Raw genomic sequence first — 13,905 nt, 5'->3', positions numbered from 1 at the left:
GCATCGTCCGCCGCGCCCCGGATCGCTCCGGTCAGAACCGGTCGATCACAGCCGCGCCCCAGATCAGGGCGGCGATGACCTGGGTCATGAACGCGCCCGCCGAGGCGAGATCCTTCACGATGCCGATCCGCTCGTGCCGGCCGGGATGAAGGTGGTCGCACAGCTTCTCGACGGCGGTGTTGAGGAGTTCCGCCCCGAGCATGAGCAGCAGGCTGGCGATGAGCGCCACCCGCACCCACAAGCTGCCGCCGAGGACCAGCGCCACTGGCAGGCCGAGCGCCAGCAGCACGAGTTCGAGCCGGATCGCCCGCTCCGTGCGCCCGCCATGGAGGAGGCCGCGCCAGGAATTCAGGAAGGCGAGGTAGAGCGCGGTCACCGGGCTTCTCCCGGGACCGCCCGGGCGATCCACTTGGCGAGGATAGGGCCGGTCGCCAGCACCACGAACAGGCGCAGCGTCTGCACCGCGAGCACGAAGGACACGTCGGCCTTCGAGCCCACGGCGATGATCGCCACCGAATCGAGACCGCCGGGACTGGTGGCCAGGAAGGCGGTGAGGAAATCGATCGGCAGCCAGTAGGTCAGAGCCCAGGCCCAAATTCCGCAGAGCAGAATGATCGCGGCCGTCGCGGTCAGCACGCCGGGCAACGCGTGCAGCGTCTCGTCCAGGGTCCGCCGGTTGAAGCGCAGCCCGACATACCAGCCGATCGCCGCGTAGGCGGCATCGAGGACCGGCCCCGGCAGGACGATGTCGAGGAGACCGGTGGCGTGCAGGACGGCACCGAGCAGCATCGGCCCGATCAGCGGCGCGGAGGGCAGCCGCAGCAGGCTCGCGAGGCCGTACCCGACCGCAGCGACCGCGACCGTGGCCGCGAGCCCGGTCCAGCTCCACGTCTCGTCCGAAGCGCTCGCCTCGCCCGAGCCGGTCACGTCGGCGAGGAGCCGCGCGGCGAGCGAGGCCGAGAGCACCACCGCGGCGACGCGCACATATTGCATGAACGCCACGAGGCGCGGGTCGGCGCCGTAATCCTCGGCCATCGCCACCATGGCGGCCGCTCCCCCCGGCGAGGAGCCCCAGGCGGCGGTGGTGCCGGGCAGAACCCGCAGCCGTGTCAGGGCCAGACCGGTCAGGGCGCCGGCCACCACCGTCACGCCGACGACCGCGAAGATGATGAGACCGTCCTCGCGCAAGGTGGCGGCGATCTCGGTCGTTGCGGAATGCGCAACGAGGCAGCCGATCACCGCCTGGGCGCCCAGGAACAGCGGGCGCGGCAACGAGAGACCGGCCCCGCGAACGCCGAAGGTGATCGCGGCGAGCATCGGCCCGATGAGAAGGGCGGCGGGGAAATGCGCGCGGCTCAGGCCGTAGGCAAGAGCGGCCGAGACGGCGACGAGCGCCGTCCAGCGCAGGAGGATGCGGGTCTCGGGCACGGGCGTGGATGCGAGGATGGCGCGGGACAAGATCCGCGCGAGGCCCGCGCTACACGCTCTCGCCCGAACTGTCACGGTGAGGCCCCGACGCGGCGCGCCGGCCAGGGGCTCGTGATCCCGGCCTTCCCCTTCTTCCGGTGATCAGGCGCGATACTCTTCGTCCTCCCGACAGGCGGCGGTGCCCGCCGGGGCGTGCGCCCGGAAGAAGGCCGCGAGATGGGCCAGCCCCGCCGCCCGCGGATCGCTGGAGCGCCAAGCCAGGGCCAGCGTGCGGCCTGGCCCCTCCCCCTCGAAGTGGCGCATGACGGTCAACCCGCTCGGATCGGGGCCGGTGGGCACGGCCAGCGCCGGGATCAGGGTGTAGCCCGCGCCCGCCGCCACCATCGAGCGCAGGGTCTCCAGGCTCGTCGCGTGGCGGCCGGCGCCCCTGAGGGTGCCGCAGGCGGCGATGGTCTGGTCGCGCAGGCAGTTGCCCTCGTCGAGCAGCAGCAGGTCCGGCCCGCTCAGATGCTCCGCCCGCGGGGCAGCCCCTTGAGCGAAGGCATGATCGGCCGGACAGGCGAGCCGGAACGGCTCGACGAAGAGCGGCGAGACCGTCAGCCCCGAGGCCGCGACCGGGAGCGAGACCAGGGCCGCGTCGATGCGCCCGTCGCGCAGCCCGTCGAGGATCTCGGCGGTGCGCGCCTCGCTGAGCGCCAGCGTCAGCAGCGGAAATTCCTGGCGCAGCAGGCGCAGCACGAGCGGGAAATAGTAGGGGCCGAGCGTCTGGATCGCGGCGAGCACCAGCCGGCCGGTCAGCGGTGAGCCGCGCCCCTCGACCGCGAGCGCCAGCAAGCGCTGCGCTTCGCTGAGCACCACGCGGGCCTGCCGGACGATGCCCTGCCCGGCCATGGTCAGCAACACGCGCCGGTTGGATCGTTCGAACAAGGTCAGCCCGAGCGCGTTTTCCAGTTTGCGGACCTGCACGGAGAGCGTCGGCTGGCTCACGTTGCAGCGCTCGGCGGCCCGACCGAAATGCCCTTCGTCGGCGACAGCCACGACATATTCGAGATCGCGGAGCGACAGGCCGGACAGATTCATAGGCCGTATCTATCACAATCTTTGTAACGATGCATTTGCCAATAGGTCATGCCTGGGTCATACCGTCGAAACAGAATGGTTCCAGGCTGTGCGGACGTGCCGAGCGACCCCACCTGAAGACCCCTGCCTTTCAAGGAGAGAGTGACGCATGAGCGAGAACCGTCCGATTTTGACGACCCGCCAGGGCCATCCGGTCCGCGACAACCAGAGCCTGCGAACGGTCGGCGAGAGAGGACCGGCGACGCTCGAGAACTATCAGTTCATCGAGAAGATCACGCATTTCGACCGTGAGCGCATTCCGGAGCGTGTCGTCCACGCCCGCGGCGCCGGAGCGCACGGCTATTTCGAGGCCTACGGCAAGATCGGCAACGAGCCGGCCTCCAAGTACACCCGCGCCCGCGTCCTCAACGAGACCGGCGTGAAGACCCCGGTCTTCGTACGCTTCTCGACTGTGGCCGGCGCCAAGGAATCGCCCGAGACCGAGCGCGACCCGCGCGGCTTCGCGGTGAAGTTCAAGACCGTCGAGGGCAACTGGGACCTGGTGGGCAATAACCTCAAGGTCTTCTTCATCCGCGACGCGATCAAGTTCCCCGACATGATCCACGCGTTCAAGCCCGACCCGGTGACCAACCGCCAGGAGGCTTGGCGGTTCTTCGACTTCGTGGCGCAGCACCCCGAGTCGATCCACATGGTGACGCACCTCAAGTCGCCCTGGGGCATCCCGGCCAACTACCGCGAGATGGAAGGCTCGGGCGTCAACACCTACAAGCTGATCAACGATCAGGGTGAGGCGGTGCTGTGCAAGTTCCACTTCGAGCCCAAGCTCGGCGTGCGCAACCTGACCTCGCAGCAGGCCTCTGAGATCCAGGCCAAGGATGTCGGCCACGCCACGCGTGACCTCTACGACAACATCAAGGCCGGCAATTTCCCCGAGTGGGAGTTCTGTGTGCAGATCATGCCCGACGGCCCGAACGACCACCTGTCGTTCGATCCGCTCGACGACACCAAGCTGTGGCCGGTCGAGGACTTCCCGCTCCTCCCCGTCGGCCGCATGGTGCTCGACCGCGTGCCGGACAACTTCTTCGCCGAGGTCGAGCAGTCCGCCTTCGGCACCGGCGTGCTTGTGGACGGCATCGACTTCTCGGACGACAAGATGCTGCAGGGCCGCACCCTGTCCTACTCGGACACGCAGCGCTACCGCGTCGGCCCGAACTACCTGCAACTGCCGATCAACGCGCCGCAGCCAGGCGTGAAGGTCTACTCGAACCAGCGCGACGGCCAGATGACCTACAGCGTCGACGGCACGGGCCCCAACAAACACATCAACTACGAGCCCTCGACGCTCGGCGAGGGGCTGGCCGAGGCGCCCAAGCGCAAGGAGTATCACCAGCCGGTGAGCGGCAATCTCGGCCGCTACCAGACCTCGCGCACCGAGGACGACTACACCCAGGCCGGCGTGCGCTACCGCTCGTTCCAGGACTGGGAGCGCGAGGACCTGATCGCCAATCTCGTGGCCGACATGAAGCAGTGCCCCGAGCCGATCCAGCTTCGGATGGTCTGGCACTTCTGGCACGCCGACGAGGATTACGGCCGCCGCGTCGCCGAGGGCGCCGGGATCGATCTGGAGAAGGCCAAGGCCCTGCCGCCGCTGCCGGGCCGCGCTGCCCCGCACAAGCGCCTCCAGGCTGAGACCTACACCGAGGGCGGCAACGCTCCGCAGAAGGTCGCCGCCGAGTAAGGCCAGCGCTCCACCGACATGAAAAACCCCGCCCGACCGTCAGGTCGGGCGGGGTTTTTCTTTGAAACGAGGGAGGCGCCGGCTTCGGCGCCTCCCCTTCAGTCGTTACGGGCAGGAGCGGCGGACGCCGCGCTTGGCGATGTAGGTCTGGGTCTGCGGGTCGTAGGTCTTGAAGCGGCGGGCGCACTCGGCCACCGCATCATCGTCACCGGCCCCGACATCGCTCGTCACCGTCTCGGTGCCGTAATAGCCGGCGGGCGCATAGTAGCCGGGCTGTGCGTAGTAGCCGCTGTCGTAGCCATACCCGTAGCCCGGATAGCCGTAGGCACCGTAGAGGCTGCCGGCCGCGAGGCCGAGACCCAGTCCGAGACCGATCCCGCCATAGCCGTAGCCGCGGCGATAGTAGCCGGCATTCCGCCAGCGGTTGCCGCCGTGCCAGCCGTGATGGCCGAAGCCGGGCCGGACGCCGGCATAGCCACCGCCGAAGCCAGGCCGGCCACCGCCGAAGCCCGGTCGGACGCCGCCGAAACCAGGGCGCCCGGCGAAGCCACCGCCACCGATCCCGACACCGCCACCCGGACGGCCGGCGAATCCGCCGCCGATGGCGCCGCCGCCGGGCCGGATGCCGCCCCCGCCCAGGCCGCCGCCGCGGAAGCCGGGATTGCCGAAACCGGTCACGCCGCCCGCTCCCAGCGCGCTGCGGAAATTGCCGCCGCCGAGGCCGCCGGAGCCGCCGACCCGCTGCGCTTCGGCGCTGGCCGGAATGAAGGCCAACGCGCCCGCGAGGACGGCCGAAGCCATGAATATCTGTTTCATCGTCAATTCCTCAGCAAATCATGAGAATGGCCCGCGCCGGTTTCAGCCGACAGGCCGGGGCCTTATTCTCAGAACGCCTTGAGATGACGGTTGATCCTACGGCCAAGATTGGCCGGATGTCGCGCTCTTGTCGCGGCTCTTCTTCGTGTCTCGATCGAAGACGGTCTCGCGGCCCGGCAAAGTTCTACGTCCGGCGTCGGGCGGCGAGCGCGATCAGGAGGCAGGCGATCAGTCCGAGGGCGAACGGCCCGTCGCCGAAGGCAGCGTAGAGGGTGCGGCCGGGCAGCCGGGCGGGCAGGTCGGCATCGAGCACGCCCTCGACACCGAGCGCAAGGCTCGCGGTGATCCGGCCATGGGCATCGACCACCGCGGAGATGCCGGAATTGGCGTCGCGCACCAGCGGCAGCCCCTCTTCGACGGCCCGCAGGCGGGCCTGGGCGAGGTGCTGGCGCGGTCCCGGCGTGTCGCCGAACCATGCATCGTTGGTGAGGTTGAGGATCAGCCCCGGCACCGCCGGCGCACCGTCGGCCGGATCCGGCGGCAGGATCGCGCCGGGGAAGATCGCCTCGTAGCAGATCATGGCGGCGACCGGCGGCAGGCCCGGCACGTTGAGGATGCGCTGACCCGCGCGGTCGCCCGCGGTGAAGCCGCCGGGAACGGCGATGAACTGGCGCAGGCCGGCGGCCCGCAACACCGCGTCGAGGGGACCCGGCAGGTACTCGCCGAAGGGGACAAGGTGAACCTTGTCGTAGATGTCGCCGAAGCGCCCGCCCGCGCCGATCGTCAGGATCGAGTTGAAAAAGACCGCGTTCTCGCGGGTCGGCCGCTCGCCGTTGGGCAATTCACGCATCCGCGCGGCACCGGTGATGAGCTGCTTGCCCTCGGGCAGAGCCGCGCCGATCCGCCCGAGCGCCTCAGGATCGCGCTGGATCAGGAAGGGAAAGGCCGATTCCGGCCAGATCAGGTGGGTGACATCGGCGATGCCGGTCCGGTCGGGCGAGAGCGCCCGGTCGCTGAGTTCGAGATATTTGCTGACGATCCGCTCCCGGTTGGCCGAGCCGAACCGGTCGTCCTGCGGGATGTTGGGCTGGATCAGCCGCAGGCGCACGCCCGCCACCGTCGGGTCCGGCGCGGCGGGCACGCGCCCCGCCCCATAGGCGGCCAGCCCCGCGAGGGCGACGAGGGCCGCCAGCGTCGGTGCGATCCGCGCCTTCAGGGTCGCGCCGGTGGCCAGCGTGGCGGGCGCGGCGGCGATCAGCACGGCGAGCAGGGTCAGGCCGTAGAGGCCGACGAGCGAGGCCGCCTGCATGGTCCAGAGGTTGCCTCCGAGCGCCATGCCCAGCGTGTTCCAGGGAAAGCCTGTCAGCACGTGCCCGCGCAACCACTCGGCGGCGGTGAGCCCGAAGGCGAGTGCTGCGATGCGGCCGGCCCCCCGTGACCAGACGAGACGCGCGGCGGCGAAGCCCGCGGCGAAAAACAGGGCGAGCACGGCGGGCAGGCCGAGCACGCCGAGCGGCAGCGCCCAAGCGAACTGGTCCGCCTCCACGAGGAAGGCGGCGCCGAGCCACCACAGGCCGGCGGTGAAGTAGCCGAAGCCCCAAGCCCAGCCGATCCCGGCGCAGGCCCAGACCGTGCGATGGCCCGAGCCGCCGACCGCCGCGCCGTCGATCAGCCAGACGGCGATGCAGAGCGAGACGACGAGGGCCGGGAACAGGCCGAAGGGCGGCATAGCCAGCGCACCGCAGGCACCGGCGGCGACGGCGATGGCGAGCCGCAGCCAACCGTGGCTCAGGATGATGCGGTGCGCGACGGCTTCGAGGGGGCCGATCCGCGCCGCGGCCGGGCGCATTCCGGCGCCGGGCGCGCGGCCGAGCGGAGCGGTCATGCCTGTTCGCCTCGTCTCGCCCTGCTTACCGGCCCGACTCGGCGATCGGGGTCGTCTCCGCCTCGGGCGCGTGCGGCGCCGGGCGCGGTGGCGGCAGGGCGAGGGGCACCACGGTGCCGATCTTGGCCGGGGCGCGCTGGAGCTTGATTCGCTTCACCCGGCGGGGATCGGCGTCGAGCACCTCGAACTCGATGTCCTCGGGGCCGGCGATCCGCTCGCCGCGCGCCGGCACCCGGCCGGCCAGCGTCACGATCAGGCCGCCGATCGTGTCGATCTCGGCGGCGAGTTCCCCGAAGGCGGCGACGAGATCGAGGCCGGTGGCCTCCGACACCTCGGCAAGGCCGGCGCGGGCGTCGGCGATATACGCCTCCGTCTCGCCCTCCATGCGGTTGACGAGCTGGCCCTCGGCCACGTCGTGCTCGTCCTCGATATCGCCCACCACCATCTCGATCAGATCCTCGATCGAGATCAGACCGTCGGTGCCGCCATACTCGTCGATGACGAGGGCCATGTGGGTGCGCGTCGCCTGCATCCGCACCAGCAGGTCGATGGCCGGCATGGAGGGCGGCACGAACAGAACCGGGCGCTGGATGCGGGTGGAGGCCAGCGTCGCGGTGAGATCCACCTTGCCGAGATCGAGGCTGCGGAGTGCCCCGCGGGTGGAGGCCGAGCGGCGCGGACGCGGTGTCGGCTTGGCTTCGCCATCGGCCACGGCCTGCGGCACCGTACGGCGCGGCGCGGCCTCTGCCTGGGTCGCGAGATATTCGACGAAGTCGCGGATGTGGACCATGCCGCGGGGGTCGTCGAGGGTCTCGCCGTAGACCGGCAGGCGCGAATGCCCGGCGGTGCGGAACAGCTTCAGGAGATCGCCGAGGCTCGTGTCGCTGGCCACCGCCACGATGTCGGCGCGGGGCAGCATGACATCGTCGACCCGCACCTTGTGCAGGCCGAGCACGTTCTTGAGCATGGCCCGTTCGAGCGGGGAGAAGGCGTCCTCGCCCGTGTCGGGCTCGGCCAGGGCCTCCTCGATGTCGGTGCGCAGGGAGTCGCGCGGACGCAGGTGGAAGACGTTCAACAGACGATCGTACCACGCCTCGCGTTGAGGGGGTTCGGCGTCCGCGGCTGGCGCGGCCAGGGCCGCGCCGCGACTTCGGTCGTTGGTCATGGGTCTCTAGGTAGGATGCGGCGGGAGTGCCGGAAGAAGGCGAGTGTGTTGGCTGACGCGCTCTCTTTCGCCGAACCGGCATCCGCTTCGGCGGAGAGCGCCTCAGTCTTCGTAGGGATTCGGAATGCCGAGAGTCCGGAGCGCGGCCACCTCGAGCGTCTCCATGGCGTCGGCCTCTGCCTCGCCGGTCTCATGGTCCTGTCCGAGAAGGTGAAGGGTGCCATGGACGAGGAGGTGGGCGAAATGGTGCTCGAACGGCTTCGACTGCTCCGCACTCTCGCGCACGAGCGTGTCATACGCAAGAACCACGTCGCCCAAGGGCCGCGCCATGCCGGGCTGAAGCGGGCCGTCGGCGGCCGGAAACGACAGCACGTTGGTGGGCTTATCCTTGTTTCGCCACGTCCGGTTCAGGGCCTGAACGGTGGCATCGTCCGCGAGCAGGACACTCACTTCGACCGGTCCGGAGGCCGAATCGGGCAAGATTGCCAAGCCGGCCTCGATGGCACGCAGCGTGAACGCCTCCAGGTCGGGGACGGCCTGTTCCCAGCGCGCATCCTCGACGGCGATGTCGATCTCGTGGTCGCTCATATCGATTGTGGGATGCGTCAGGCCAGCGGCCGGCGCCGCGGATTGGGGTTGCGATCGGCCTCGGCCTCGCCGTGGGCGGCGGACTCGTAGGCGGTGACGATGCGGCGCACGAGATCGTGGCGGACCACGTCCACGTCGCGGAAGCGCACGCGGCCGATGCCCTCGACGCCGTCGAGCACGTTGACCGCCTCGACGAGGCCCGACTTCTGGCCCGGCGGCAGGTCGATCTGGCTCGGGTCGCCGGTGATGATCATGCGCGAGTTCTCACCGAGCCGCGTCAGGAACATCTTCATCTGCATCGAGGTGGTGTTCTGCGCCTCATCGAGCAGCACCACGGCGTTGGTCAGCGTGCGCCCGCGCATGAAGGCGAGCGGAGCGATCTCGATGATGCCGGTCTGCAGGCCGCGATCGACGTGGCGCGCCTCCATGAAATCGTAGAGCGCGTCGTAGATCGGGCGGAGATACGGATCGACCTTCTCGCGCATGTCGCCGGGCAGGAAGCCGAGCCGCTCGCCGGCCTCGACCGCGGGACGCGACAGGATCAGGCGCTCGGCATGGCCCTGCTCCAGCAGCGAGACGGCATGGCCGACGGCGAGCCAGGTCTTGCCGGTGCCGGCGGGGCCTTCGGCGAAGACGAGTTCGTTGGCGCGCAGCAGCTTGATGTAGTCGCTCTGCGCGGCGTTGCGGGCGCGCACGGCGCCGCGCTTGCGGGTCGCGATCTGATCGAATTGCTCGCGGCCGTTCTCCGTCGCGATCTCGGCGGAGGGGAACAGGTTGCCCTGCACCGTGACCTCCTGGATCACGCCATCCACGTCGCCGAGCGTGAGCGTCGTGCCGCCCTTCTGCACCCGCGCGTAGAGGCGCTCGAACACGCGCCGCGCCTTCTCGGCGGCTTCGGGCGTGCCCTTGACCACGAGATGGTTGCCGAGCGCCGTGCCCGTGATGCTGAGGCGTCGCTCGATATGAGCGACGTTCTGGTCGTACTGCCCGAAGACGAGGCTGGCGAGCCGGTTGTCGTCGAAGGTCAGCGAGACCTCCACGGCCTCGGACAATCCTGGGCGCCCCGGCCCGGGGCGGCTGTTGCGGCCGGCGGGGCCACGGGCGGACGCAACGTCAATCGGCACGCGAGAGATCCGGCATGGTGATATGCCTCATATAGGTCATGCGGCGGCCGCCGCACCCTCTAGCACCTCGCCGAACAGGCTGTTCGAGCCCGCCCGCGTGATCCGCACCGGCACCAGGGTGCCGATGGTCGAGGCCGGCGCATCGAACTGCACGGCCTGGAGATGCGGCGTCTTGCCCGCGACCTGACCCGGATGGCGGCCGGTCTTCTCGACCAGGATCTCGGTGACCGTGCCGACCGAGGCCGCGTTGAAGGCGTGGCGCTGCGCATCGAGGAGCTGTTGGAGGGCGGCGAGCCGCTCGGTCTTCACCGTTTCCGGCACCGCATCCTCGCGCTCCGCTGCGGGCGTGCCGGCCCGCGGGCTGTACTTAAACGAGAAGGCCGCGGCGAAGCCGATATCGGCAACGAGCCGCATGGTCTCGGCGAAGTCGGCGTCGGATTCGCCGGGAAAGCCGACGATGAAGTCCGAGGACAGGGCGATGTCGGGCCGCGCGTTCCGGATTCGCTCGATCAACCGGCGGTAAGCGTCGCCGGTGTGGCGTCGGTTCATCGCGTGCAGGATGCGGTCGGAGCCCGACTGCACCGGCAGGTGCAGGTAGGGCATCACCAGCGGATTTTTTTCGTGCGCGACAATGAGATCATCCGCGAAGTCGTTGGGATGGCTCGTGGTGTAGCGCAGGCGCAGGAGGCCCGGCACGGAAGCCAGCGCGTCCATCAGCTGCCCCAGCGTGGCCGGGGCGCCGTCCGACCCGTCGCCGTGATAGGCGTTGACGTTCTGGCCGATCAGCGTGATCTCGCGCACCCCGCCCTCGACGAGGCGGCGCGCTTCTTCCACCACCGCCGCCACCGAGCGCGAGACCTCGGCGCCGCGAGTATAGGGCACGACGCAGAAGGCGCAGAACTTGTCGCAGCCCTCCTGCACCGTGAGGAAGCCGGTCACGCCGCGGTTGCGCCGGGCGGGCAGGTGATCGAACTTGTCCTCGACCGGGAATTCGGTGTCGACGACGCGGGCCTCGCGCGACTGGCGCAACAGGTCCGGCAGGCGGTGATAGCTCTGCGGGCCGACGACGACGTCGACGGCCGGCGCGCGCGAAAGGATCTCGCGGCCTTCGGCTTGCGCGACGCAGCCCGCCACCACGATGCGCGTGTCCTGCCCGCTCTCGGCACGCTCGCCCTTGAGCACGCGCAGGCGGCCGAGTTCGGAATAGACCTTCTCGGCGGCCTTCTCGCGGATGTGGCAGGTGTTGAGCACGACGACATCGGCCTCCTCGACCGAGTCCGTCGCGCTGTAGCCCTCGGCTGCCAGCACGTCGGCCATGCGGCCGGCGTCGTAGGCGTTCATCTGGCAGCCGTAGGACTTGACGTAGGCTTTCTTCAAGTTCGCAACCCTGCCGCCGACAGGCGGCGTCTTTATTCGGAATGTCCGGTTCGGGGCCCCTTACCATGGATCGAACGCCGACACGATTCTGTTCCGAATCCTGTAGAAGCCGCGCATGAGCCTTGCCGACGATCCCAGATTCTTCGCCCTGCTGACCGGCAGCTTCCGGCGCCTCGTCGGCCGCCCGCTCATCCCCGAGCCGGATCTCGGGCCGGACTGGCTCTACGCCCAGGCACCCTTCGCGGTGCTGTCCCACGACACGAGCGCCGACCCGCTTTTCGTCTACGCCAACCGGGCGGCGCAGCGGGTCTTCGGCTACACCTCGGAGGAGTTCGTCGGCATGCCCTCGCGGCTCTCGGCGGAGGCGCCGGAGCGGGCCGAGCGGCAGCGCCTGCTCGACGCGGTCGCCCGTGACGGCTTCGTCTCGGACTATGCCGGCATCCGCGTCGCCAAGGAAGGATGGCGCTTTCCCGTGACCGAGGGGATTGTCTGGCAGCTCGTCGATGAGGATGGAACCGTGCGCGGGCAGGCGGCGACTTTCCCGCTCACTGCCTGAGTGCTCAGACCGCGGCAATGCCGGGCGCCGAGACGTCGGCGCCTTCCCCCGCCACCTCGGGCGCCGCCGGTGCCGGGCGGGGGGCCAAGCCGCAGAGGCGGATCTCGCGCAGGCTCCGGCGCACCGCGGCCTCGGCCTGGGCGGTTGCCACCTTGCGGTCGGTGGCGGCATCGAAAGCGATCGGCGCCCCCCAATCCACGTGGACGTCGATCGGGCCGCGACCCGCGAACAGGGCCAGATGGGGCGCGAGGTGCATGTCGCCGTACCACGCGATCTCCGGGCGCTCGGAGCGGGTCACCGGCAGGCCGTTGCGGCGCGGATAGGCCAGGGCGAGCGGCTGGAGCCGGATGCGGGCGAGCCCGCCGGCCTCGGCGGCGAGCGCTGCGCGCGCCGCGCCGACGAGCGAGGAGCGGAACGGCAGCAGCCGCAAGCCGTCGCCGGTGGTGCCCTCGGCGAACAGCACGATCAGGTCGCCGTTCACGAGACGCTCCCCGACCGTAGCGTTGACGCTGGCGGTCGCCGCGCGCTTGGCCCGTTCGATGAAGACGGTGCGCTGGAGCTTGGCCAGCGGGCCGATCAGCGGCCAGCCCTCGATCTCCGACTTTGCCACGAAAGAGAGCGGACGCAGCGAGCCGAGCGCGACGATATCGAGCCAGGAGACGTGGTTGGCGAGCACCAGCGCCGGCTCGCCCGGCGGCGGCGGCGAGCCCGTCTGCGTCACCCGCACCGAGAACAGGCGCAGGAACAGGCGATGGAACAGCACCGGGATATGCGCGGCGAGCCGCCCGCGCCCGAAGCGCAGGCTGAGCCAGTGCGGCCCGATCACGATCAGGAAGGCCAGCGCCTGGACGAGCAGGCGGAGGCCGATGCCGGCGCGGGTCATCGGCCGGCTGCGCTCGCGCGAGGCTTCACGACAGCGACGCGCTCATCGTCAGCGCCGTGGCCCGGGTGCCATTGGGCAGGGGGTAGTAGCCCTTACGCTCGCCGACCTTGAGGAAGCCGTGGCGGGCGTAGAGCTTCAGGGCCGGCGTGTTGCCCTCATCCACTTCAAGATGGACGGTGCGGATGCCGGAGAAGGCGAGCGCCGTCAGGTGCTCGCTCAGGAGCCGTCGGCTGTGTCCGCCGCCACGGGCGGAGGGCGCCAGCACGATGGTGAGGATCTCCGCCTCGTCCACGGCCTTGCGCGACAGCACGAAGCCGAGCAGCGCGTTGCCCCAGCGCAGGGCATGCGCCTCGGTCGAGCGCTCGCACAGCAACCGCTCGAATTCGTGGGCGGCCCATGGGCGGGCGAAGGCGGTGGCGTGGAGCTTCTCCAAGTCGGCAGCTTGGCCCGCATCCCGCAAAGGCGCCACGTAGGGCACGGAGCCCCAGGCATCCCACCACGCGGACCACCAGTCGAGCGGCCAGAACGGAGAGACAGTGCGCGTCATGCCCTCGCGAGCCTCGCATGGTCCTGCGGCTGGGCGTCCGGCCCGCGCAGGTAGAGGGGGCGCGGCAGCGCCTGATCCGGATCGGCCACAAGCCCGAGCGAGGCGACCCAGGCGATCTGCGGTGCCCCGGTCTCGGCGACCTCGACGGAGAGGCCGGCCGCACCTGCCGCTGCCGCGAGGGCGGGCGCGCCGGAGCCGGTGAGGATCGCCCGCCTGCCGTTCAGCAGGCTCACCGCCTCCTCGAGGGCGACGTGCCGGGGCGGAATCACCGTCCCTTGCCCGACGCTCATGGCTTGGAGGTAGACGGCGCCGTGGCGCGCATCGATCGCGGCGACGACCGTATCCTCGCCGTTGAGGGCGAGCTGCGGCGCCAGCAGGGCCGAGAGGGTCGTCACCCCGACGACGGGGATGCCGGCGGCGAGCCCGATGGCGCGGGCGGCGGAGAGGCCGACGCGCAGGCCCGTATAGCTGCCCGGTCCGACCGTGACCGCCACCCGGTCAAGCCCCTCGAAGCCGCCCTCGACCCGGGCCATGACCCGCTCGATCAGGGGCAGCAACGCCTCGGCATGGCCGCGCACGAGCGGCATCGACTCCTCGGCGAGCAGGTCGTCGCTGTCGTCGGTGGCCACGCAAGCCGCGCAGGCTTCGAGCGCCGTATCGATGGCAAGGATCCGCAAACGTCGATTCCATCCGGCGGCGGGCCACAGGCGCCCGCCAT

Annotated in this window: 14 protein-coding genes; 2 read left to right on the top strand and 12 right to left on the bottom strand. The window is 70.3% G+C overall.

Going from position 1 to position 13,905, the window contains the following annotated elements:
• Positions 1-31: 31 nt before the first annotated feature.
• The 3 genes from MFF24_RS12035 to MFF24_RS12025 all read right to left on the bottom strand — a co-directional run bounded on the left by MFF24_RS12035 (position 32) and on the right by MFF24_RS12025 (position 2,508).
• The gene (locus MFF24_RS12035) at positions 32-376 is read right to left on the bottom strand and encodes a diacylglycerol kinase (protein WP_238224653.1); all 345 of its coding nucleotides are present in this window, start codon (positions 374-376) and stop codon (positions 32-34) included.
• A complete protein-coding gene (locus tag MFF24_RS12030; protein ID WP_238224737.1) occupies positions 373-1,428 on the bottom strand; it encodes an AbrB family transcriptional regulator in 1,056 nt (351 codons plus the stop codon). Before MFF24_RS12030 ends, MFF24_RS12035 begins: the two co-directional genes overlap by 4 nt.
• Positions 1,429-1,569: 141 nt before the next feature.
• The gene (locus MFF24_RS12025; RefSeq protein WP_238224652.1) at positions 1,570-2,508 is read right to left on the bottom strand and encodes a LysR substrate-binding domain-containing protein; all 939 of its coding nucleotides are present in this window, start codon (positions 2,506-2,508) and stop codon (positions 1,570-1,572) included.
• Positions 2,509-2,656: 148 nt separating this feature from the next.
• Between MFF24_RS12025 and MFF24_RS12020 the strand changes: the two genes are divergently transcribed.
• Positions 2,657-4,246: a catalase gene (locus MFF24_RS12020; RefSeq protein ID WP_108941047.1), complete on the top strand. Its 1,590-nt coding sequence runs from the start codon at positions 2,657-2,659 to the stop codon at positions 4,244-4,246.
• Between the two features lie 105 nt (positions 4,247-4,351).
• On the opposite strand, the gene MFF24_RS12015 is transcribed toward MFF24_RS12020, so the two are convergent.
• The 6 genes from MFF24_RS12015 to miaB form a co-directional block, all read right to left on the bottom strand.
• A complete protein-coding gene (locus MFF24_RS12015; protein ID WP_238224651.1) occupies positions 4,352-5,062 on the bottom strand; it encodes a BA14K family protein in 711 nt (236 codons plus the stop codon).
• Positions 5,063-5,246: 184 nt separating this feature from the next.
• Positions 5,247-6,947 carry an apolipoprotein N-acyltransferase gene (lnt, locus tag MFF24_RS12010; protein ID WP_238224649.1) on the bottom strand — a complete coding sequence of 567 codons (1,701 nt, stop codon included), beginning with the start codon at positions 6,945-6,947 and terminating at the stop codon, positions 5,247-5,249.
• 25 nt (positions 6,948-6,972) lie between these two features.
• The gene (locus tag MFF24_RS12005; protein ID WP_238224647.1) at positions 6,973-8,112 is read right to left on the bottom strand and encodes a hemolysin family protein; all 1,140 of its coding nucleotides are present in this window, start codon (positions 8,110-8,112) and stop codon (positions 6,973-6,975) included.
• A 102-nt stretch (positions 8,113-8,214) separates the two neighbouring features.
• Complete coding sequence (gene ybeY / locus MFF24_RS12000; RefSeq protein ID WP_238224645.1) at positions 8,215-8,700, bottom strand: rRNA maturation RNase YbeY; 486 nt, start codon at positions 8,698-8,700, stop codon at positions 8,215-8,217.
• 17 nt (positions 8,701-8,717) lie between these two features.
• Entirely contained in the window at positions 8,718-9,824 is a 1,107-nt protein-coding gene (locus tag MFF24_RS11995; RefSeq protein ID WP_108941042.1) for a PhoH family protein, read from the bottom strand.
• A 36-nt stretch (positions 9,825-9,860) separates the two neighbouring features.
• Positions 9,861-11,201, bottom strand: a complete 1,341-nt coding sequence (miaB, locus tag MFF24_RS11990; RefSeq protein WP_238224644.1) for a tRNA (N6-isopentenyl adenosine(37)-C2)-methylthiotransferase MiaB — start codon at positions 11,199-11,201, stop codon at positions 9,861-9,863.
• A 115-nt stretch (positions 11,202-11,316) separates the two neighbouring features.
• Between miaB and MFF24_RS11985 the strand changes: the two genes are divergently transcribed.
• Entirely contained in the window at positions 11,317-11,757 is a 441-nt protein-coding gene (locus MFF24_RS11985; RefSeq protein ID WP_238224643.1) for an MEKHLA domain-containing protein, read from the top strand.
• Between the two features lie 4 nt (positions 11,758-11,761).
• Here the strand turns inward: MFF24_RS11985 and MFF24_RS11980 are convergent, their stop codons facing one another.
• The 3 genes from MFF24_RS11980 to tsaB are packed head-to-tail and all read right to left on the bottom strand — an operon-like array spanning position 11,762 to position 13,864.
• Positions 11,762-12,640 (bottom strand): lysophospholipid acyltransferase family protein, encoded by an 879-nt coding sequence (locus tag MFF24_RS11980; RefSeq protein WP_238224642.1) that lies wholly within the window; start codon positions 12,638-12,640, stop codon positions 11,762-11,764.
• A 25-nt stretch (positions 12,641-12,665) separates the two neighbouring features.
• Complete coding sequence (locus MFF24_RS11975; protein WP_238224641.1) at positions 12,666-13,187, bottom strand: GNAT family N-acetyltransferase; 522 nt, start codon at positions 13,185-13,187, stop codon at positions 12,666-12,668.
• Positions 13,184-13,864, bottom strand: coding sequence for a tRNA (adenosine(37)-N6)-threonylcarbamoyltransferase complex dimerization subunit type 1 TsaB (gene tsaB / locus MFF24_RS11970; RefSeq protein WP_133090918.1), 681 nt, complete (start codon positions 13,862-13,864; stop codon positions 13,184-13,186). Before tsaB ends, MFF24_RS11975 begins: the two co-directional genes overlap by 4 nt.
• Between the last annotated feature and the right edge of the window lie 41 nt (positions 13,865-13,905).

The sequence above is a fragment of the Methylorubrum aminovorans genome (assembly GCF_022179725.1).
GTDB lineage: Bacteria > Pseudomonadota > Alphaproteobacteria > Rhizobiales > Beijerinckiaceae > Methylobacterium > Methylobacterium aminovorans.
The sequence above is the reverse complement of the archived record's forward strand: the minus strand, read 5'-3'. Positions and strand labels throughout refer to the sequence as shown.

What these genes read in the sequence shown, in the direction of transcription:
- MFF24_RS12015 (WP_238224651.1), bottom strand. Translation starts at nt 5,062, where the DNA reads ATGAAACAGATATTCATGGCTTCGGCCGTCCTCGCGGGCGCGTTGGCC.
- lnt (WP_238224649.1), bottom strand. Translation starts at nt 6,947, where the DNA reads ATGACCGCTCCGCTCGGCCGCGCGCCCGGCGCCGGAATGCGCCCGGCC.
- ybeY (WP_238224645.1), bottom strand. Translation starts at nt 8,700, where the DNA reads ATGAGCGACCACGAGATCGACATCGCCGTCGAGGATGCGCGCTGGGAA.
- MFF24_RS12025 (WP_238224652.1), bottom strand. Translation starts at nt 2,508, where the DNA reads ATGAATCTGTCCGGCCTGTCGCTCCGCGATCTCGAATATGTCGTGGCT.
- MFF24_RS11975 (WP_238224641.1), bottom strand. Translation starts at nt 13,187, where the DNA reads ATGACGCGCACTGTCTCTCCGTTCTGGCCGCTCGACTGGTGGTCCGCG.
- MFF24_RS11980 (WP_238224642.1), bottom strand. Translation starts at nt 12,640, where the DNA reads ATGACCCGCGCCGGCATCGGCCTCCGCCTGCTCGTCCAGGCGCTGGCC.
- MFF24_RS11985 (WP_238224643.1), top strand. Translation starts at nt 11,317, where the DNA reads ATGAGCCTTGCCGACGATCCCAGATTCTTCGCCCTGCTGACCGGCAGC.
- MFF24_RS12020 (WP_108941047.1), top strand. Translation starts at nt 2,657, where the DNA reads ATGAGCGAGAACCGTCCGATTTTGACGACCCGCCAGGGCCATCCGGTC.
- MFF24_RS12005 (WP_238224647.1), bottom strand. Translation starts at nt 8,112, where the DNA reads ATGACCAACGACCGAAGTCGCGGCGCGGCCCTGGCCGCGCCAGCCGCG.